Annotated in this window: 21 protein-coding genes; 10 read left to right on the top strand and 11 right to left on the bottom strand. The window is 70.1% G+C overall.

Annotated elements, in window-relative coordinates; all coding sequences use genetic code 11:
• Window positions 1-28: 28 nt before the first annotated feature.
• The gene (locus C8E84_RS13645; RefSeq protein WP_159902930.1) at window positions 29-1084 is read right to left on the bottom strand and encodes a permease; all 1056 of its coding nucleotides are present in this window, start codon (window positions 1082-1084) and stop codon (window positions 29-31) included.
• Window positions 1085-1197: 113 nt separating this feature from the next.
• Between C8E84_RS13645 and C8E84_RS13650 the strand changes: the two genes are divergently transcribed.
• Complete coding sequence (locus C8E84_RS13650; protein WP_246196945.1) at window positions 1198-2076, top strand: methyltransferase domain-containing protein; 879 nt, start codon at window positions 1198-1200, stop codon at window positions 2074-2076.
• A gap of 15 nt (window positions 2077-2091) precedes the next feature.
• Here C8E84_RS13650 and pstB read toward each other — a convergent pair whose 3' ends face one another.
• The 8 genes from pstB to C8E84_RS13690 form a co-directional block, all read right to left on the bottom strand.
• Window positions 2092-2916 (bottom strand): phosphate ABC transporter ATP-binding protein PstB, encoded by an 825-nt coding sequence (gene pstB / locus C8E84_RS13655; protein WP_159904936.1) that lies wholly within the window; start codon window positions 2914-2916, stop codon window positions 2092-2094.
• A 122-nt stretch (window positions 2917-3038) separates the two neighbouring features.
• On the bottom strand, window positions 3039-3944 hold the full coding sequence (gene pstA, locus C8E84_RS13660; RefSeq protein WP_159902932.1) for a phosphate ABC transporter permease PstA: 906 nt from the start codon (window positions 3942-3944) through the stop codon (window positions 3039-3041).
• Window positions 3944-4798 carry a phosphate ABC transporter permease subunit PstC gene (gene pstC, locus C8E84_RS13665; protein ID WP_159902934.1) on the bottom strand — a complete coding sequence of 285 codons (855 nt, stop codon included), beginning with the start codon at window positions 4796-4798 and terminating at the stop codon, window positions 3944-3946. Before pstC ends, pstA begins: the two co-directional genes overlap by 1 nt.
• 150 nt (window positions 4799-4948) lie before the next feature.
• Window positions 4949-5923 (bottom strand): PstS family phosphate ABC transporter substrate-binding protein, encoded by a 975-nt coding sequence (locus tag C8E84_RS13670; RefSeq protein ID WP_246196946.1) that lies wholly within the window; start codon window positions 5921-5923, stop codon window positions 4949-4951.
• Between the two features lie 157 nt (window positions 5924-6080).
• Window positions 6081-7025, bottom strand: a complete 945-nt coding sequence (locus C8E84_RS13675; RefSeq protein WP_159902938.1) for an NUDIX hydrolase — start codon at window positions 7023-7025, stop codon at window positions 6081-6083.
• Window positions 7026-7062: 37 nt separating this feature from the next.
• A complete protein-coding gene (locus C8E84_RS13680) occupies window positions 7063-9399 on the bottom strand; it encodes an RNA degradosome polyphosphate kinase (protein WP_159902940.1) in 2337 nt (778 codons plus the stop codon).
• A complete protein-coding gene (gene mshD / locus C8E84_RS13685) occupies window positions 9396-10349 on the bottom strand; it encodes a mycothiol synthase (protein ID WP_159902942.1) in 954 nt (317 codons plus the stop codon). Before mshD ends, C8E84_RS13680 begins: the two co-directional genes overlap by 4 nt.
• 1 nt (window position 10350) lies before the next feature.
• Entirely contained in the window at window positions 10351-11049 is a 699-nt protein-coding gene (locus C8E84_RS13690; RefSeq protein ID WP_159902944.1) for a winged helix-turn-helix transcriptional regulator, read from the bottom strand.
• Window positions 11050-11070: 21 nt separating this feature from the next.
• On the opposite strand from C8E84_RS13690, the gene C8E84_RS13695 reads away from it, so the two are divergent.
• A complete protein-coding gene (locus C8E84_RS13695; RefSeq protein ID WP_246196947.1) occupies window positions 11071-11343 on the top strand; it encodes a MoaD/ThiS family protein in 273 nt (90 codons plus the stop codon).
• Window positions 11344-11359: 16 nt separating this feature from the next.
• Window positions 11360-12319 carry a hypothetical protein gene (locus C8E84_RS13700; RefSeq protein WP_159902946.1) on the top strand — a complete coding sequence of 320 codons (960 nt, stop codon included), beginning with the start codon at window positions 11360-11362 and terminating at the stop codon, window positions 12317-12319.
• Window positions 12320-12337: 18 nt separating this feature from the next.
• Here the strand turns inward: C8E84_RS13700 and C8E84_RS13705 are convergent, their stop codons facing one another.
• Entirely contained in the window at window positions 12338-12709 is a 372-nt protein-coding gene (locus tag C8E84_RS13705) for a DsrE family protein (protein ID WP_159902948.1), read from the bottom strand.
• A 12-nt stretch (window positions 12710-12721) separates the two neighbouring features.
• Here C8E84_RS13705 and C8E84_RS13710 point away from each other — a divergent pair, with 12 nt between their 5' ends.
• The gene (locus C8E84_RS13710; RefSeq protein ID WP_159902950.1) at window positions 12722-13231 is read left to right on the top strand and encodes a heme-binding beta-barrel domain-containing protein; all 510 of its coding nucleotides are present in this window, start codon (window positions 12722-12724) and stop codon (window positions 13229-13231) included.
• A gap of 28 nt (window positions 13232-13259) precedes the next feature.
• On the opposite strand, the gene C8E84_RS13715 is transcribed toward C8E84_RS13710, so the two are convergent.
• Entirely contained in the window at window positions 13260-14291 is a 1032-nt protein-coding gene (locus C8E84_RS13715) for an LCP family protein (RefSeq protein ID WP_246196948.1), read from the bottom strand.
• Between the two features lie 118 nt (window positions 14292-14409).
• Between C8E84_RS13715 and C8E84_RS13720 the strand changes: the two genes are divergently transcribed.
• The 6 genes from C8E84_RS13720 to C8E84_RS13745 all read left to right on the top strand — a co-directional run bounded on the left by C8E84_RS13720 (window position 14410) and on the right by C8E84_RS13745 (window position 18840).
• On the top strand, window positions 14410-14940 hold the full coding sequence (locus tag C8E84_RS13720; protein WP_159902952.1) for a Fur family transcriptional regulator: 531 nt from the start codon (window positions 14410-14412) through the stop codon (window positions 14938-14940).
• Window positions 14937-15962, top strand: coding sequence for a CAF17-like 4Fe-4S cluster assembly/insertion protein YgfZ (gene ygfZ / locus C8E84_RS13725; protein ID WP_159902954.1), 1026 nt, complete (start codon window positions 14937-14939; stop codon window positions 15960-15962). Before C8E84_RS13720 ends, ygfZ begins: the two co-directional genes overlap by 4 nt.
• A 42-nt stretch (window positions 15963-16004) precedes the next feature.
• Window positions 16005-16859 (top strand): beta-keto acid cleavage family enzyme, encoded by an 855-nt coding sequence (locus C8E84_RS13730; RefSeq protein ID WP_159902956.1) that lies wholly within the window; start codon window positions 16005-16007, stop codon window positions 16857-16859.
• A gap of 101 nt (window positions 16860-16960) precedes the next feature.
• The gene (locus C8E84_RS13735; protein WP_159902958.1) at window positions 16961-17464 is read left to right on the top strand and encodes a DUF4395 domain-containing protein; all 504 of its coding nucleotides are present in this window, start codon (window positions 16961-16963) and stop codon (window positions 17462-17464) included.
• 117 nt (window positions 17465-17581) lie between these two features.
• Window positions 17582-17953 (top strand): helix-turn-helix domain-containing protein, encoded by a 372-nt coding sequence (locus C8E84_RS13740; protein WP_159902960.1) that lies wholly within the window; start codon window positions 17582-17584, stop codon window positions 17951-17953.
• 44 nt (window positions 17954-17997) lie between these two features.
• A complete protein-coding gene (locus tag C8E84_RS13745; RefSeq protein WP_211675575.1) occupies window positions 17998-18840 on the top strand; it encodes a hypothetical protein in 843 nt (280 codons plus the stop codon).
• Window positions 18841-18892 lie beyond the last annotated feature (52 nt).

Below are 18892 nucleotides of genomic sequence, written 5' to 3' on the forward strand. Positions count from 1 at the left end.
CATTCCTCTCTGGGTCGGGTGGGGTACGTCACGGGAAGAGGGCGTTGAACAGGTAGCCGATGACGATGATGCCGACCGCCACCGCGCCGAAGAAGGCTGCCAGCAGCGGCGGCCGGAGCACCCGGCGCAGCATGACGGCCTGCGGGATCGACAGGGCGATCGCACTCATCGTGATGGCCATGACGGTGCCGAGCGGCATGCCCTTGGACCACAGCGCCTCGGCGATCGGCACGACCCCGGCGCCGTTGACGTACAGGGGGACACCGGCGAGTGCGGCGACGATCACGCCCAAGGGGTTGTCGGCGCCGGCGTACGTGGCGAAGAAGTCCTCGGGCACCCAGCCGTGGATGGCGGCACCGATCGCGACACCGACGACGACCCAGACCCACACGGAGGTGATGACGTCACGCGACTCCCCGACGGCCGCGTCGACCCGTTCGGCGAGGGTGGGGACGCGTCCCTGCGCCCGCAGCCGGGTGATCCGCGTCGCGAAGACCATGTCCTCGACCCACCGGTCGAGGTCGAACCTGGAGAAGACCCAGCCGATCGCCAGGGCGATCGCGGACCCGGCCGCGACGTACGCGGCCGCGATGCCCCAGCCGAACTGGTCGCCGATCATGATCGCGGCGACTTCGCTCACGAGCGGGGACGCGATGAGGAAGGTCAGGGTGATCGAGAGGGGGATGCCGGCGGCGACGAACCCGATGAACAGCGGGATCGAGCTGCACGAGCAGAACGGCGTGACGGCGCCGAGCACGACCGCGAGGACGAGCCCGGTGAACAGGCCCTTGCCCGCCAGGTAGTCGCGCGCCCGCTCGAGGTCAAGGCTGGCGCGCAGCATCCCGACGACGAACATCAGGCCGGCCAGAAGCAGGAAGATCTTCACGGTGTCGTAGAGGAAGAAGTGGATGCCGCCGCCGAGCCGGGTGCCGAGGTCGAGACCGCCGAGGTCACCGAGCAGCCAGGTCCAGAACCGCTCGTTCGCCCACCACAGCACCCCCCAGGCAACCGCTGCGAGCGCGAGGCCCAGCCACAGGACCGGCTCGGTCCGTGGGCGGTTCGCGATGCTCGTCGGGACCCTCACACCCCACGTATACGCCGGTCGGCGTCCGGCCGGACGCCGCGTGTGAGCAACGCCACGAGATATCGACAATCATCGATATAGACAGCCGGGGGGCGCGGGGGGACGCTGGAGGCATGGCCGAACGAACAGTGCGCGAAGACCTCCGCGACGAGGTCCGCTCCCACTACGCACGGGTTGCCTCCCAGCTCGTTACTGCCGAGGAGGCGGTCCCCGCAACGGGTGGGGCGACGTGCTGCGGGCCGACCCCGGGCCAGGCTGCCGGCTCGGGCACCTGCTGTGGGGCCGAGGCCGCCCCGGGGCCGACCTTCGGCGCCTCGCTGTACTCCTCGGCAGAGCTGGTCGACCTGCCGGTGGCCGCGGTGGGGGCCAGCCTCGGGTGCGGAAACCCGATCCTGCTGGCCGAGCTGCGCGAGGGGGAGCGGGTCCTCGACCTGGGCAGCGGCGGCGGGATCGACGTGCTGCTCGCGGCGCGGCGGGTCGGCGATGACGGTTTCGTCTACGGCGTCGACATGACCGACGAGATGCTGCGCCTGGCCTGGGAGAACGCGGGCACGGCGGGTGTCGAGAACGTCGAGTTCAGGAAGGGCTTCATCGAGGACCTGCCCCTGCCCGACGGCGAGGTCGACGTCGTCATCTCCAACTGCGTGCTCAACCTGTCGACCGATGCGCCCCGTGATGTCGGAGATGCACCGGGTGCTGCGGCCGGGAGGGCGCATCGGCCTCTCCGACGTCGTCGCCGAGGACCGGCTCAGCGCCGCCGAGCGTGCCGAACGGGGCTCCTTCGCCGGCTGCATCGCCGGGGCGATGTCGCGTCGGGAGTACCTCGACGGCCTGGCCGCAGCGGGCTTCGTGGAGGCGGAGGTGACGTTCACGCACGAGGTGGCGGACGGCATCCACGGGGCGATCATCCGCGCCGTCAAGCCCCCGGTGCCCGCGCAGTCGAGGTGATGTCGCCCGGATCCGCGAGCGACATCACCTCGGCCCGCTGGTGATGCGGCCGGGACGGGTCAGCCGAAGCGGCCGGAGATGTAGTCCTCGGTGCGCGAGTCGGCCGGGTTGCTGAAGATCTTCGTCGTCTCGTCGAACTCCACGAGGTGGCCGGTGCGGTCACCGTGGCCCTCTGCGGCCTCGGCCGTGAAGAACGCCGTGCGGTCGGCGACCCGGGCCGCCTGCTGCATGTTGTGCGTCACGATGACGATCGTGTAGTCCTCCTTGAGCTCCATCATGAGGTCCTCGATGCGCGAGGTCGCGATCGGGTCCAGGGCCGAGCAGGGCTCGTCCATGAGGATCACCTCGGGCTTGACCGCGATGGTGCGGGCGATGCACAGGCGCTGCTGCTGGCCACCGGACAGGCCGTAGGCCGACTGCTTGAGCTTGTCCTTGACCTCGTCCCAGAGGGCCGCGCCGCGCAGGCTCTCCTCGACGACGTCGTCCATGTTGGACACCTTCATGCCGGTGACCTTGGGGCCGTAGGCGACGTTGTCGTAGATCGACTTCGGGAACGGGTTCGGCTTCTGGAACACCATCCCGATGCGACGGCGGACCTCGATCGGGTCGACGTCCTTCCCGTAGATGTCCATGCCGTGGTAGGCGATCGTGCCCGTGACGCGGGTGCCCGGGATGAGGTCGTTCATCCGGTTGAGCGCGCGCAGCACGGTGGACTTGCCGCAGCCGGACGGGCCGATGAGCGCGGTGATCTCGTGGAGGCCGATGTCCATCGTCACTTCGTTGACCGCCCGGAAGCTGCCGTAGTAGCAGCTGACGTCGGTGGTGGTGATGACCGCGCGCGGGGCCTCTGATGCCGTGATGCGGCCGGCGTCGATGGGGTCCATCCGGGGGATCGTGATGGTCGAAGTAGTGTCCACGGTGGACTCTCCTGAGGTGTCGTCGGGCTGGGGGGTCGCGGGTGGGCGGGTCACGGTCGGGTCGGATGCCGGCGCGGCGGTTGGATCGTTCATCGGCCGGTCGTGAACTTGTTGCGGATGATGATGGCCAGCCCGTTCATGGCGATGACCAGGACGAGGAGCAGAATGCTCGCTGCAGCCGCGAGTTCCTGGAAGGCGACCTGCGATCGTCCTGCCCAGTCGAAGATCTGGATCGGCATCGTCGTGAAACCGCTGAGGAGGCCGTTCGGGTCGAACTTGACGAACACGAGGCCACCGAGCAGGAGCAGCGGGGCTGCCTCGCCCATCGCCCTGGACAGAGCCAAGATCGTGCCGGTCGCAATGCCGGGCACCGCAGCGGGCAGGGTCTGCCGGGTGAGGGTCTGCATGGGGCTCGCCCCGAGCGCGAGCGAGCCCTGTCGAATCTCCTGAGGGACAGCGCGCAGTGCTTCACGAGTGGCGACGATCACCACTGGCAGGATCAGCAGGGCGAGGGCGAGGCCGCCCGCGATGACGGTGTTGCGCGGGATTCCCACCGCGACAGCCGCGGCGGCAGCGAGCATGCCGTAGATGATCGCCGGGACGGCCGCGAGGTTCTGCACGTTGAGTTCGACGAGACGCGCGAATCGGCTGGTCTTGGAGGCGAACTCCTCGAGGTATGCCGCTGCCGCAACGCCAATGGGGATGGCCAGCAGAGCGGTGGTCCCGATGACCCAGGCAGTTCCGAGGATCGCCGCCCGCGCCCCGGCGGTGGCAGGGTCGATCTGCGAGGTGTAGTTCGTGAACAGCGCCGCGTCTATGCGGGACCTGCCCTCGAGGACCGTGTTCACGAGGAGGACGACAAGCACGAGGATGCCGAAGGCAAGGCTGGCCCACAGCAAGATCAGGAAGATCAGCGACTGGGGGTTTCGCTCTCCGTGGGATGCCGCTGTGAGAGGCCTGGTGACAGCGGTCGGCTCGGCGGTGATGGCGGCCATCAGTAGATCTCCCGGAAGCGGTTGACGAGGCGGATGCTGATGATGTTGATGATGAGCGTCAACACGAAGAGAGTGAGGCCCACGGCGAAGAGGGTGTTGTACTGCAGCGAGCCTTGGACGCTGTCGCCGAGCGCCGCCGAAGCGATGAACCCGGTCATGGTCTGCCCGCCCTCGAGCGGGTCGGTGACCATCTTCGCTTGGCTCCCCGCGGCCATGGCGACGATCATCGTCTCGCCCACTGCGCGGCTGAGGCCGAGCACGATTGCTGCGGCGATACCGGATACCGCCGCTGGGAAGACCACGCGCAGCACGGTGCGCATGCGGTTTGCGCCGAGGCCGTATGACGCCTCACGCAGGGCGCGCGGAACGGCGGACATGGCATCCTCGGCGAGTGAAGCCACCGTGGGGATGATCATCACGCCAAGGACCAGGCCGGCCGCCAGAACGGAGAACGTGGCGACCTCGATGCCGAGCCACTCCTTGAGCACGACGGGCCCGACGAACGTGACGGCAAAAAGGCCGTACACCACCGAGGGCACGCCGGCGAGCAGCTCAAGGGTCGGCTTGAAGAACTTTCGCGTTCGCGTCGAGGCGTACTCCGAGAGGTAGATCGCCGCCCCTAGGCCGATGGGGATCGAGACGCTCAACGCGATGGCCGTCGTCCACATCGTGCCGGTGATCAGGGGCAGGACGCCGAAGGTCGGGTCCTGGAATCGCGGCGTCCACGAGGTGCCGGTGAGGAACTCGGTGATGCTGACCTCACGGAAGAACTGGATTGCCGGCAACAGCAGCGATACGACGATGCCGATCGTGGTGAGGATCGAGACGCCGGCGGCAACCACGAGGAAGCCCATGCCGGCCTTCTCGAGCCGTCGGGGACGCGTTGAACGGAGTGACGTCGGCGGTTGCGGGGACGGGCGCGGGCCCCTCGACCTGGTCGAGGGGCCCGCGCCGGCGCTGATGGTTGACACGAGGAAGGACTCCTGCGGTGGGTCGGTTCGTGCTCAGCCGAGGGCGGCGAGCTCGTCCTGGGCGGTCTTCTTCTGCTCGTCGCTCAGCGGGATGTACTGAGCCGCCTCGGCGATCGTGCTCTCGTTCTCGACGAAGAAGTTCATGAACCCCTTGAGCGCGGCGTTCGACGTGAAGGCCTTCTTGTCGACGTAGACGAACAGCGGGCGGGCCAGCGGGGCGTAGGAGCCGTCGCGGGCGGTGTCTGAGCTCGGCGCGACGCAGCCGGCGCCGTTGTCGATCTCGACGGCCTTGAGCTTGTCGGCGTTCTCCTCGAAGTAGGTGAACCCGAAGTAGCCGAGCGCGTTCTTGTCGCCGGAGACACCCTGCACGATGACGTTGTCGTCCTCGGACGGCTCGAAGTCGGTGCGCGAGGCGCCTTCTTCGCCGCTGATCTCATCGGTGAAGTAGTCGAAGGTGCCCGAGTCGGTGCCGGGGCCGTAGAGCTTGATCTTCTCGGCGGGGAAGGCGGGGTTGACCTGGTTCCAGGTCGTGATCTTGCCGGTGGCCTCCGGGCCCCAGAGAGTGGCCAGCTCCTTGGTGGTGAGGCACGTGATGAAGTCGTTCTCCTTGTTCACGACCACGGTCAGCGCGTCGTTGGCGACGATGACCTCCTGGTACTCGATGCCGTTCGCGGCGCAGGCCGCCTTCTCCTCGTCCTTGATCGGCCGCGAGGCGTTGGAGAGCTGGGTCTGGCCCTCACAGAACTTCTTGAAGCCACCGCCGGTGCCGGAGGTGCCGACGGTGATCTGCACGCCGGTGTTCTCGGTCATGAACAGCTCGGCCGCGGCCGAGGTGAGTGGACCAACGGTGCTGGAGCCGTCAGAGGCGATCGAGCCGCTGAGCGCGGCTGCCCCGTCGGTGCCGGTGGAGCCGCTGCCGCTCTCGGCCTGCTGGCCGCCACAGGCGGACAGGGCAAGTGCCCCGGCCAGGACGAATGCGGCGGAGACGCCGAAACGCTGAATCTTCACGGTGTGTACCTCTCGGAGGACAAGGGTCATTGGATCGAGCCGCACTGCCCGACGCAGGAGACGCTAAGCACGCCGGGTGACGCGTCGGCCCGTGGCGGGTGAACGCACCGTGAACGGCATCCGGACATCTTTCATCCAGAGGGTCAAGGCTCGCGCCCTACGGCAGGTGCCGCTCCACCGCCACGATGCGCGCGTCATCCCCGGTGCCGACGACGTGGCAGACCAGCGCCTCACCCTTTGCGAGACGGTCGTCGCGGGCCTCGGCGAACTCCTCGACGACCTCGACCGAGGCGGGCTGGTCGAGGTCCAACCGGTCTTCGAGGTCGTCGAGCAGGCTGGGCAGCACCGGGCCGTGGGTGCAGAGCACCGCCGGTTCGCCCCGGTCGAGCAGCCGGCCGAGGTGGGCAGGGGCGGTGCGGGGGTCGGCCTCGAAGCCTTCCTCCGACAACCCCGACCTGGTCCGCAGGCGCACCCCGGCTGCCGAGGTGAACGGCTCCACGGTGCGCACGCATCGCTCCGAGGGTGAGGTGAGCACCCGGCTCACGCCGTAGGCCAAGAGCACCGGGACCAGGGCAGCCGAACGGCGGCGCCCGTCGGCCGAAAGCGGGCGCAACGGATCGGCATCCGACCACTCACCCCGGGCGACCGCGTGCGCGTGCCGCACGAGAACGAGCGGCCAGGTGTCCAGGCGCGCCGTCTGGTGCAGCCGCACGAGGGCCAGCAGTTGGTCGCGGTCCCGGGCGTAGTCCAACCGCGTGTGGGCGGCCGGCACGTCGAGCCAGACCACCTCGTCGATCTCGTTGACGAGGTGGCCGTCGCCTCCGGTGACCTGAGCGGTCCAGTAGCGCACGACCTTGTCGTCAGGGGTGCCGTCGCGGCCGAGCAGGGTGTAGCGGGCCTCGGGCAGCGGCGGCCCCAGGCGCACGACGAGCCCGGTCTCCTCCACGGTCTCGCGCACGGCCGCAACGGCCCAGTACTCCCCCGGGTCGAGCTTGCCCTTGGCCCAGGACCAGTCGTCGTACCGGGGCCGGTGCACGAGGGCGACCTCGAGCTCACCGTCGCGCAGCCGCCACGGCAGGGTGCCTGCCGCGGGAATCCTCATCGGGCCGCCACCGTGCGAACAGCCCTCGGGTAGCCGGTCACCGTCGGCGGGCCTTGCGGCGCCGCTTGGCGTGCATCTCGATCATCGCGGTCTGAAGGTCGGTGAGCGGGGCACCCTCGGCGTCGAGGTGGTGGCGGATCCAGCGGCCGTCAGCGCCGAGCTTCCAGTGCATGTACTCATCACTCATGCCGCGCTTCATCAGGGCCTCGAGGTCGGCGAGGTGGCGCGGGTCGACGAGGTGAACGAGCGCCTCGACGCGGCGGTCGAGGTTGCGGTGCATCATGTCGGCGCTGCCGATGAGGGCCACCGTGTCGCCTCCGCCGCCGAACAGGAAGATGCGGGAGTGCTCGAGGAAGCGGCCCAGGATCGAGCGCACCTCGATGTTCTCGGACACACCTGGGATGCCGGGGCGCAGGGCGCAGATGCCGCGAACCCACAGCTGCACGCGCACCCCGGCGCGCGAGGCCCGGTAGAGCGCGTCGATCAACTGCTCGTCGACGATCGAGTTGACCTTCCAGGCGATCAGGCCGCTGCCGGGCTTGCGCTCCTCGTTCGCGATCTCGGCGTCGATGAGGTCGATGAGCCCCGAGCGCACCGACCGGGGGGCCACGAGCAGTCGCTTGAACCGGCTGCGGGGGGCAACCCCCGAGAGCTGGTTGAACAGGCGGGTGAGGTCCTCGCCGACCTGCGGGTCGTCGGTGAGCAGCCCGAGGTCCTCGTAGAGGCGAGCCGTCTTGGGGTTGTAGTTGCCGGTCCCGACGTGGCAGTAGCGGCGTAGCCCCTCTGCCTCCTGGCGCACCACGAGGCAGAGCTTGGCGTGGGTCTTCAGGCCGACGATGCCGTAGACGACGTGCACACCGGCGTGCTCGAGCTTGCGCGCCCAGGAGATGTTGTTCTCCTCGTCGAAGCGTGCCTTGATCTCGACGACGGCCAGCACCTGCTTGCCGGCCTCGGCGGCGTCGATGAGGGCGTCGATGATCGGGCTGTCACCACTGGTGCGGTACAGGGTCTGCTTGATGGCGAGCACCCGTGGGTCGGCCGCGGCCTGCTCGATGAATGCCTGCACCGACGTCGAGAACGAGTCGTACGGGTGCTGGAGCAGCACGTCCTGCTTGCGGATCGAGGCGAAGATGTCGCGGGCCTTCGAGCTCTCGGTCGGTGCGAGGTCGGGGTTGGTGCGCGCGACGAACGGGTCGAAGTGCAGGTCGGAGCGCTCGAGGTCGGCGATCACGTTGAGCGCGCGCAGGTCCAGCGGGGCCGGCAGGCGGTACACCTCGGACCCGGCGACGCCGAGTTCGCGCACGAGCAGGTCCAGGACGTGGTCGTCCATGTCCTCCTCGACCTCGAGACGGACCGGCGGGCCGAACCGGCGTCGGGTCAGCTCACGCTCCAGCGCCGTCAGCAGGTTCTCGGCGTCGTCCTCCTCGACCTCGAGGTCCTCGTTGCGGGTGACCCGGAAGGTGAAGTGCTCACGGATCTCCATGCCGGGGAACAGGTGGTCCAGGTGGGCGGCGATGACGTCCTCGAGCGGCACGAACCTGGTGGCGTACATGTCCGCCAGCGGCGACTCGTCCGCGCTGTCGGCGACCCGCAGCATCCGGGGGAGCACGGGCGGCACCTTGACCCGGGCGAAGTGCTCCTTGCCGGTGCGCGGGTTGACCAGGACGACCGCGAGGTTCAGGGAGAGGCCGGAGATGTACGGGAACGGGTGCGCCGGGTCGACGGCGAGCGGGGTGAGCACCGGGAACACGCGGCTGGTGAACATCTGGCCGATGCGCTCGTGCTCCTCGGGCGACAGCTCGTCCCACCGCACGATCGTGATGCCCTCGGTCGCCAATGCCGGGCGCACCTGGTCGCGGTACACGCGAGCCTGCATCGACATCAGCTCGGACGCGACGAGCGAGATCTGCTCGAGCACCTCGCGAGGTTCCAGGCCGGATGCCGACCGCACGGCGATGCCGGTCGCGATCCGACGCTTGAGGCCGGCGACGCGAACCATGAAGAACTCGTCCAGGTTGGACCCGAAGATCGCGAGGTAGCGGCAGCGCTCGAGCAGCGGGATGTTGTCGTCACCGGCGAGCTGCAGGACCCGTTCGTTGAACTGAAGCCACGAGATCTCCCGGTCGAGGAACCGGTCGGCCGGCAGGGCCTCGTCCTCGGCATCCGGGATGCCGTCCGCGCCGGCGGGGCGGCCGACGAACCTCCCGTTGGACCCACGGGGCTGGTGGTTTCGCGTCTCCTCGGCGGCGGCGCTCACGATCGAGACCTCACTGATGATGCTCGCGTCGGCCGAGGCGTCGGCGGCGGCATCGCGCGCGGTGATCGGCGTCGCCTGGGAAACGTCCTCGTGCGTGACTTCGGTGTCTGCCGTCATGGGGCAATCCTGTCAGGTTCGGTGAGGTCGGCGCTCGGGTGCGTCTGCGTGCCGTACTGGGCGTGCACCGCGGTGTCCCGGAAGCCCAGGCGCGTGTACGTGCGACGGGCCGCGGTGTTGTCGCCGTCGACGTAGAGATCGACCTCGGCCAGGCCGAGCCGTGCTAGGTGGGCCAGACCGAGCGAGGTCACCGGCCCCCCGAGCCCGCGGCCCTGGTACGCCGGATCGACCCCGACGACGTACACCTCTCCCCGTGGGACGGCGGACGGGGTGACGTGCTCGACCTTGGTCCAGTGGAAGGCGACCACCTCCTCGGTGGTGTCGTCGACGACGAGGAGCAGCCCCGCCGGGTCGAACCACGGCTGGGCCATCCGCTCGTGCAGGTCGGCGACGGTGAGCCGGCCCTGCTCGGGGTGGCTCGCGAACGCGGCGGCGTTGAGCGCCACCCAGCGCTCGTCGTCCACCCCGGGCTGGAACGGGCGCACCGAGAACCCCTGCGGCAGAGCCGGATCGACCGCGTCCTCGGCAGTCAGCGGCCGGCCCATGACGTACAGCTCACGCGTGACGACCAACCCGGCGGCAGCAGCCAGCGCCGTCGCGGCGGGCAGCATGCCGTGCGACCAGATGCTGCGGGCACCCTGCGCCACCACCTCGTCGAGCAGGGCCCGACCGTGCCCGCGACGACGATGCCGCGGGTCCACGACGAGCTCGGCCACGGCATCCGGCCCGCCCGCCTGAGCCACCTGCGCGTACCCGACGACGGCGTCGTCCTCGTCCAGGCGCACCAGGTGGACCACGCCCTCGCGGGCCGGGCCGATCGCCAACCGGAACGACTCGGAGACGGCTTCGACGCCGTCGGCGTTCTGCGCCCGAGCGAGCAGGTCGCGCACCTCGGATGCCGTCGCGTCATCGATCGCGGACAGGCGGGTCGTGCGCGGGCGGCGCGTCACGTCAGGACTCGATCTCCGAGAAGGAGTCGGCGACCTCGGGGACGAAGCGGTACCCGACGTTGCGGACGGTCCCGATGAGCACCTCGTAGTCGGTGCCGAGCTTGGCGCGCAGCCGCCGCACGTGGACGTCGACCGTGCGGGTGCCCCCGAAGTAGTCGTAGCCCCACACCTCCTGGAGCAGCTGCGACCGGGTGAAGACCCGCCCCGGGTGCTGCGCGAGGTACTTCAGCAGCTCGAACTCCTTGTACGTGAGGTCGAGCAGCCGCCCCCGAAGGCGCACCGAGTAGGTCACCTCGTCGATGACGAGGGCGCCGGCGGTGATCGGCCCGGTCTCGTCCTCGGCGGCCTCGTTCGTGCGCCCCATGACCAGACGCAGGCGGGCCTCGATCTCAGCCGGGCCGGCGGTGTCGAGGATGACGTCGTCGATGCCCCAGTCGCTCGTCAGCCCGGCCAGGCCCCCCTCGGTGACGACGACGATGAGCGGGATCGAGATGCCCGTCGTGCAGATCACCCGGCACAGCGACTTGGCCATCGCGAGCTCGCGACGGGCGTCGACGATGACGACGTCAGCCTGTGGCGCGTCGACCAGGACGGAGGCCTCCGCGGGCAGGATGCGAACATGGTGGCTCAGGAGCCCGAGCGCAGGAACGACCTCGGCGCTGGGCGCCAAGGTGTTCGTCAGCAGCAGCAGGTGGGCCATTGCCCATCAGGATAGGTGGTCATGCACACGTCAGGTCCCGGCACCGATCCGGCTGAGATGGTCACGGTCCGCTACTGGGCGGGGGCTCGGGCTGCCGCGGGCATCGCGGAGGAGCGACTGGCGGGGGTGTCCACCGTCGACGACCTCGTCGCCCACCTGTCGACGGCCCGCCCCGGCCTGCTCGCGGTCCTGCCGGTGTGCTCGGTGCTCGTCGGTGGGCGAGCGAGCACGGGCGCGGACCAGATCGCGCCCGGCGCGGTCGTCGAGGTTCTCCCGCCCTTTGCCGGGGGATGATGGGAGGATGCCGCGCGTGGACGAGGATTCGAGCGACGTGACGCCTGAGGCTGGGGGCACGACGTCGGATGCCGTGGCGCCGGCGGCTGCGTCGGCGCCCGTGCCCGTGCCTGCGCTGGTGCCCGAGCCGGAGCCTGCGCCCGGGGCCCAGCCCGAGCCGGAGACGCGAGCAGCACGCCGCGCCCGCCGGGACGCGGTGCTCCACGAGCCGGTGCTACCGGCCCTGGCCACCGTCCCGCGGCCCGTCACCGTCGCCGCGACCGTCGTCCTCGCCGGTCTGCTCATCCTCGCCCTCGTCGCCGACCCCGTGCTCCTGGCTGCCGGGTTGGCCTGGGCCGGCATCGTCGTCGCCTGGGGATGGCCGGCCGTGCACGGCTCGTCGAGCCGGTTCGGGTCGTCGCTGGCGATCGGAGTCCCGGCCGTTCTCGCACCCGCAGCCGGGGTCGCCAGTCCCGAGGAGCCCTACCTGCGGCTCGTCCCGGTCGCCCTCATCATCGGGCTCGCCATCATGTTCGGGCACCAGATCCTGCGTCGTGACGGTCGGCCACGGCTCACCGACTCGATCGGGGTCACCTCGTTCGGCCTGGCCGTCATCGCCCTGGGGACGACGTGGTTGCCGTTGTCGCGCGGCGACTTCACCACGCAGATCGCCGTGGTGGCGTTCGTGGCCATCGCCACGGCATCCTTCGCCGACCTCGGTGCCGGGATGGCAGCGCTTCGGCCGTGGATGCTGCCCGCGGCCATGCTCCTCGGCGGGCTGGGTGCCATCATCGCCGCGTCGGTCATCGACGGCCCGGGCGTTGCTCCGGCAGCGCTCGTGGGGTTCGTCTGCGCCGCGGTCTCGCACGCGATGCGCCGGGTCCACAGCGTGCTGCCGGCCATCACCACGGTCAAGAGCCAGATGTCCAGCGCCGCCGCTGCGCTGCTCGTTCCCGGCGTCGTGGCCTACGGGTTGTCCCTGCTGATCATCGGCTGACGGCCTGCGCCCGGCGCTTCAGTAGACGAGGGAGCGGGCGCCGGGCGCCATGACCTCCTCGACGAAGGCCGCCGCCCCACGGATGCCGGCCCCCGTCATGAGGTCGGATGCCGTGAGCCCGCGGCGGGCCGCGCACTGGCCGCACACCGTGACCCTCGCCCCCTCGAGAAGGAGGTCGCGAAGCTCGGCCAGCGGCACGGCATCCGGGAGGTCGACCAGCTCGGCTCGACCCGGCACGGCCATGAACGACGCGTCGCCGGTGAGCCACAGGCTGACCTCGATTCCGGCGGCCAGGGCGGTCGCCGCCACGGTGAAACCCTGGTTGAGCCGTTCGAGGGCCTCGGTGCCGCAGGTGACCTTGACGACGAGTGAGGGCTGCGCGGAGTCCATAGGATGCAGCGTATGGTCTTCACCCTCGACACCAGCCTGCACCCGGATCTCGCGCCCCTGGCCTGGCTCGTCGGCCGCTGGGCCGGTGCCGGTCTCGTCGGCTACCCGACGATCGAGTCGGCCCGTTTCGGCCAGGAGATCGTCTGCAGCCACGACGGCCGCCCGTTCCTCGAGTGGCGGTCCCAGACCTGGCTGCTCGACGACGACGGCAACCAGGTGCGCCCGCTCGCGACGGAGGTCGGCTTCTGGCGCATGGTGCCGCCCCACGACGACGGCACGAACGCCGAGCTGCTGCTGACCCACCACACCGGGTTCGTCGAGATGTACGCCGGGGTGGCTTCACCCGCCAAGGTCGAGCTGCGCACCGACGGCGTCATGCGCAGCCCGTTCGCCAAGGAGTACACCGCGGGCCACCGCATGTACGGCAACGTCAACAGCAACCTCATGTGGGTCATGGACATGGCCGCCATGGGGCAGCCGCTGCAGTCGCACATCTCCGCGGAGCTCAAGCGCGTCGAGTGACCCCGCCGTGCGGGTCGGGGGCTGTGCGTCAGGGGGTGACGAAGACGTCGAGGTAGGTGTCCATCGAGTCGGTGCGCAGCGCCTCACCGAGCTCGGCCATCCCGGCCTCATCCACGATGTCGATCGAGGCGCCCTGCGGCGAGGTGCCGTAGCCGGAGAACGGTGCCGTCGCGAAGATGACGTCGCCGCCGCGCACGTTGCGCAGCGCGATCGCGTAGTCGGTCATCGCGCGAGTGGTCAGGCCCTTGTCGACGACGAGGTTCTCGGTGGCGGCGTTCGCGAACTTGGCGACGGTGATCGGGTTCGCGATGTTCTCGGGCTTGGTCGCCTCGAGCATCAGCGCCTTGATGAAGGCGAGCTGGCGCCGACCACGCGAGATGTCACCCTCGCTCAGGGTGTAGCGCTCACGGACGAAGGCCAGCGCCTGCTCGCCATTGAGGTCGTTCCAACCCTTGACGATGCCGTCGGCGCCGCCCTCCTCGGCGTACACGCGAACGCCACCCACGGCATCCGTCATGTTCTTGAACCCCTCGAAGTCGGTGCGGGCGACGTGGTGGATGCGCACGCCGAGCAGCTGCTCCATGGTCTGGACGAGCAGGGGTTCGCGGCCGAAGGCATAGGCGGCGTTGATCTTGTTCTTGCCGCGCCCGGGGATGTCCACGTAGAGGTCCCGGGGGAAGTGGATCATCTGCACCGCGCTGTTGTCCTCGGGGACGTGCACGAGGACGATGACGTCGGACCGCCCGGCGTCACCGGGGCGGGTGTCGGAGCCGATGACGAGGAAGTTGGTGCCGGTGCCGGTTTCTGCGACCGGCTCGCCGTCGGGGGCGGTGACCGGCTGGCGCTCGCCGAGGTCGATGCCCTGGTCGATGTTGTTGCCGACCGTGAACGCGAGGTAGCCGACGTAGGCCACACCGGTTCCGACGATGAGGCCGAAGATGCTGAGCATCACGATGAGCGCCCGCCGGGAGCCCCGACGATCACGCCGCTTCTGCTCGCGGCGGGTCTCCTGAGTATCAGGAAGCCCTTCGATCAGGGACCCCACGCCGTTATCACTCACCCACCCAGTCTACGAGCCTTGTCTGGACGCCCGCTGGACGCTCCGCAGCCGGTACCGCCGCATCTGCCCGGGGCGCGGGGATGCATGGCCCGGCGTGGCGGCGACATACATTGGTGGGGTGAGCGATCTCGGCGAGCGACTGCGGGCCTGCGGCAAGCGGCTGACCTCGCAGCGTGAGCGGGTGCTCGGCGCCGTGGGGCGGCTCGGTCACGCGACCCCGGACGAGATCGTGGATGCCGTGGCGCGCGACGGGGGCGGACAGGTTGCCGCGTCGACGGTGTACCGCGCCCTCGATGCACTTCAGGAGCTGGGTCTGGTCGGGCACACCCACGTCGACCACCGTGCGCCGAGCTACCACCTCGCCGAGCACGCCACCCACCTGCACGTCGTCTGCCGGCGGTGCGGCTGGGTGGGCGAGGCCCCGCTCACCGCGGCGGACGAACTGGTGGCCCGGCTCGACGAGTCCTTGGGGTTCGCCGCCGAGGTGTCGCACGCCGCCGTGCACGGGCTGTGCGGGCAGTGTCGCTCCGCCGACCTGCCCGATGTCGGTGACCCGCACCACGCCGGTGAGCCGCACCACGCCGGTGACCACCCGGCATCCGCCGCGGTGTCGTCCGCACCCCCCGAGTCCCCGAAGGCCACACCATGACCACGTCCACCGTGAGTTCGCCCCTGCTCGATCGCCAGGGCGCGGTCGAGGGTGAGGGCGCCGACGCCGGGGTGGCGGCCCACTACGGCGACCCCATGCGTGAGCAGCGCCTGCTGGCCGAAGGGCTCGCCGTGGTCGACCTGTCGCACCGCGGGGTCGTCACCGTCACCGGGCCCGACCGCCTCACGTGGTTGCACTCGATGACCACCCAGCACCTCACCGGCCTGGCACCTCGCACGTCGCGCGAGTCGCTCGTGCTCTCGCCCAAGGGGCACATCGAGCACGCCCTGCACCTCGTCGACGACGGGGAGACGACGTGGATCACCGTCGAGCCCGGGGGAGCGCCCGCCCTCGTGGCGTGGCTGAACTCGATGCGCTTCATGCTGCGGGTCGAGGTCGCCGACGGCACCGCGCACTGGGCAGTGCTCGGCGAGCCCATCGGCGCCGAGTCCGCTCAGGGGGAGCCGCTCGCGTGGGTCGACGCGTGGCCCGCCCTCGTGGGTGACACGGCGGCATACGGGCCGGTCGAGGGGCACCCCGGCGAGGGACGTGCGTGGCGTGAGCTCATCGTGGCGCGCCCTGACCTCGAGGCCGCGGTCGGCGACCGACCGCTGGCCGGCACCTGGGCCGCCGAGGCGTTGCGGGTCATGGCGTGGCGCCCGCGGCTCGGGGCCGAGACCGATCACCGCACCATCGCGCACGAGGTCGACTGGCTGCGCACCGCGGTGCACCTGCACAAGGGCTGCTACCGCGGTCAGGAGACCATCGCCCGCGTCCACAACCTCGGGCGGCCCCCGCGACGGCTCGTCTTCCTGCACCTCGACGGGTCGGGTCACGTGCTCCCGGATGCCGGTGCGCCGGTGCGCTTCGGCGACCGGGAGGTGGGTCGGATCACCACGGTGGCGCGCCACCACGAGGACGGCCCGGTCGCGCTCGCGGTCATCAAGCGCTCGATCCCCGAGGACGTGGATCTTCTCGTCAGGGAGACGGCGGCATCGCAGACCGTCGTCGTGAGTGGCTGATCCCCGAAGAATCTTCGGCGATGACCTGACATGATGGGGGCCATGGCCACCTCATCCACCCCGGTCGGGACCCTCATCACCGTCGCCCCCACGGGCGCCGAGCACGCCAAGGCGGACCTGCCCCAGCTGCCGACGACCCTCGACGAGCTCGTCGAGACCGCCAGGCGCTGCGAGGCGGCCGGGGCGGCGCTGATCCACCTGCACATCCGCGACGCCGACCACGCGCCGACGTTGGACCGGGGTTTGCTGAGGGCGTCGGTGGATGCCGTGCGCTCGGAGACCGACCTCATCGTCCAGCTGTCGACGGGGGGCTCGGTGCACGACCCGCTCGAGACGCGGCTGACCGTGCTCGACGCCGAGCCGGACTCGTGCTCGCTCACGTGTGGGACGACGAACTTCGGTGACGACGTCTTCCTGAACCCGTGGGGGTTCATGAGCGACCTGTACGTCATGGCCCAGGAGCGCGAGGTCGTGCCCGAGTTCGAGCTGTTCGACCTCGGCCACGTTCACGCCCTGCGGCGGCTCATCGACACCCACGGCCTGCCGTTCGGCGGGACGGTGCACGTCGACTTCGTGACCGGCGTGCCGGGTGGGATGCCGGCGACGACGGCTGCCCTGATGGCCGGTGTCGCCATGTTGCCCGCCGAGGTCACCTCGTGGTCGGCGACGGGTATCGGCCGGGGTCACCTGCCGATCATGGCCGCGGCCCTGTCGGCCGGTGGTCACCTGCGCGTGGGCATGGAGGACAACGTCGTGTTCGCCCGTGGCCAGGTCGTGCAGCACAACGACGAGCTCGTGGCCCGGGCTGCGGAGCTGGCCACGCTCATGCAGCGCCCGCCGCTCGGCACCGAGGCGGCCCGTGAGCTGCTCGGGGTCAAGGACCGCCGCACTCGCTGACGACGATTCCGTCGCAGGAGTGACGGCGGAGACGTTCGGCCCCATCCGCTACTCGGACGGGTGCCTGGCCATCGGGAATGTCTGGAGCATAATCACTGGTTATGGTTGAGGTGCGCACTCCTTTTGAATTCCCGGCTATCGTCAACGAGAAGGCCGCTCGGGTCGTGGCAGGCCTCGTGGTGCTCGTGGCCGCGCTGGCCCTGCTCACCGGCTGGCTCTGGCTGAGCGCCGTGCTCGCCGTCGGCTTCGCCCTGCGAGTGGCCAGTGGCCCGCGCTTCGACCCCTTCGGGCTGCTCGCGACCACGGTGATCGCCCCCCGCCTCGGTGAGCCGGTCATGGTCCCCGGGCCGCCGAAGCGTTTTGCCCAGGCCATCGGCCTGGTGCTCACCCTCGTGGCCACGGGCTTCCTCGTGGCCGGCCTGCCTGCCGTGACGACTGCGCTGCTCGCCATCCTGCTCGTGTTCGCCACCCTGGAGTCGGCGCTGGGCTTCTGCGCCGGCTGCTACGCGTTCGGCCTGCTCATGCGCGCGGGCCTGGTGCCCGAGGAGACCTGCGCCGCGTGCAACGACATCTCGCTGCGCCAGCGCCAGCCCGCCGGGGTCTGATCGCACCTGCTCTCGACCCCCGTCTCCTCCGGGGAAAGGTGAGCGCTCAACCGGTGTGAGCGGGCTCACGCTTGCTCCAGTTTGCATTTTGCTAACTAGAGCAAGCATACTTGTCACGTGAGCAAGAACCCGCTGAACGACCTGGGCAGCAGCCTCGGCGACTACCTGCGAGAGCAGCGAACCGCCGCCAAGCTGTCCCTGCGTCAGCTGTCCGAGCTCGCCGGGGTGTCCAACCCCTATCTGTCCCAGATCGAGCGGGGGCTCAAGCGGCCGAGCGCCGAGATCCTCCAGCAGCTCGCGAAGGGTCTCGAGGTCTCGGCCGAGAGCCTCTACGTCAAGGCCGGAATCCTGGACGCCGAGGTCACCCCGCCCTCCGAGACCCCCGACGTCCGAGGCGCCATCGCCGCCGACCCGGCCCTGACCGAGCGGCAGCGCAAGACCCTGCTGGACATCTACGAGTCCTACGTCGAGGACAACCCACGGCAATGATGCCGACCCCCCTGAACTCACGCACCACCACCAAGGAGAAACCCATGTCAGTCATGACCGACATCAAGAACACCGTCGACGCCACCCCCTTCTTCGCCGCTGTCGGCGCCACTGACCTGGCCGTCGAGAAGGTCCGCGAGGCCCGCGTTCGCGCCGAGAAGGTCCGCGTCGAGCTCTCCGCCGACCTGGCCCCGGCCAAGGTCCAGGCCCGTGCGACCACCCTGGTCGACGGCGTCAAGGAGATCCCCGCGGTCGTCCTCAACGAGACGATGGTCGTGGGCGGCAAGGTCGCCGAGGGCTACGACGAGCTCGCCGTGCGCGGCAAGAACCTCGTGAACCGCATCCGCAACCAGAAGTCCACCAAGGACCTCGTCGCGCAGGCCGAGACCTCGGTCGCGCAGGCCAAGGGTGCCGTCACCTCCGCCCGCAACGCGGCGGCCGACATCGAGCGCTCGGCCAAGGCCACCCTCACCACGACCCGCAAGGAGGCCGTGAAGCTGGCCGAGGTCGTCACCGGCTCCGTCGTCGAGGGTCTCGAGACCGTCGAGGCCGAGGTCACCGAGTCGGCCAAGCGCACCCGCACCGCGGCCAAGCGCACGTCGACCACGACCAAGAACGCCTCCAAGAAGGCCGTCAGCTCGGCCAAGGCCGCCACGACCAGCGCTCGCAAGACCGCTGTCGCCGCGGAGAAGGCCACCGAGAAGGCTGCCGAGAAGGTCGGCGACGTCCCCGCGACCAAGCCGGTCGCCAAGCGCACCCCGGCCAAGCGCACCGTCAAGGTGAGCACCAAGCCCGCCGCCAAGCGCACCTCCGCGCCGGCTGCGAAGCCCGCCGCGAAGACCGCTGACAAGCCGGCCGCGTCCGCGTCCGTCACCGTCACCGCCTGAGCGACACCACGTGGTCGGCCACGCCCGACCTGACCGTCACCGGTCCACCCCT

The organism is Ornithinibacter aureus (genome assembly GCF_009858245.1).
In the GTDB taxonomy this organism is placed as follows: domain Bacteria; phylum Actinomycetota; class Actinomycetes; order Actinomycetales; family Dermatophilaceae; genus Fodinibacter; species Fodinibacter aureus.

Coding starts and splice junctions, on each gene's coding strand:
- C8E84_RS13650 (WP_246196945.1), top strand. CDS start 1,198: ATGGCCGAACGAACAGTGCGCGAAGACCTCCGCGACGAGGTCCGCTCC.
- pstB (WP_159904936.1), bottom strand. CDS start 2,916: ATGGACCCCATCGACGCCGGCCGCATCACGGCATCAGAGGCCCCGCGC.
- pstA (WP_159902932.1), bottom strand. CDS start 3,944: ATGGCCGCCATCACCGCCGAGCCGACCGCTGTCACCAGGCCTCTCACA.
- pstC (WP_159902934.1), bottom strand. CDS start 4,798: ATGGGCTTCCTCGTGGTTGCCGCCGGCGTCTCGATCCTCACCACGATC.
- C8E84_RS13675 (WP_159902938.1), bottom strand. CDS start 7,025: ATGAGGATTCCCGCGGCAGGCACCCTGCCGTGGCGGCTGCGCGACGGT.
- C8E84_RS13680 (WP_159902940.1), bottom strand. CDS start 9,399: ATGACGGCAGACACCGAAGTCACGCACGAGGACGTTTCCCAGGCGACG.
- C8E84_RS13690 (WP_159902944.1), bottom strand. CDS start 11,049: ATGGCCCACCTGCTGCTGCTGACGAACACCTTGGCGCCCAGCGCCGAG.
- C8E84_RS13695 (WP_246196947.1), top strand. CDS start 11,071: ATGCACACGTCAGGTCCCGGCACCGATCCGGCTGAGATGGTCACGGTC.
- C8E84_RS13705 (WP_159902948.1), bottom strand. CDS start 12,709: ATGGACTCCGCGCAGCCCTCACTCGTCGTCAAGGTCACCTGCGGCACC.
- C8E84_RS13710 (WP_159902950.1), top strand. CDS start 12,722: ATGGTCTTCACCCTCGACACCAGCCTGCACCCGGATCTCGCGCCCCTG.
- ygfZ (WP_159902954.1), top strand. CDS start 14,937: ATGACCACGTCCACCGTGAGTTCGCCCCTGCTCGATCGCCAGGGCGCG.
- C8E84_RS13730 (WP_159902956.1), top strand. CDS start 16,005: ATGGCCACCTCATCCACCCCGGTCGGGACCCTCATCACCGTCGCCCCC.
- C8E84_RS13735 (WP_159902958.1), top strand. CDS start 16,961: ATGGTTGAGGTGCGCACTCCTTTTGAATTCCCGGCTATCGTCAACGAG.
- C8E84_RS13745 (WP_211675575.1), top strand. CDS start 17,998: ATGTCAGTCATGACCGACATCAAGAACACCGTCGACGCCACCCCCTTC.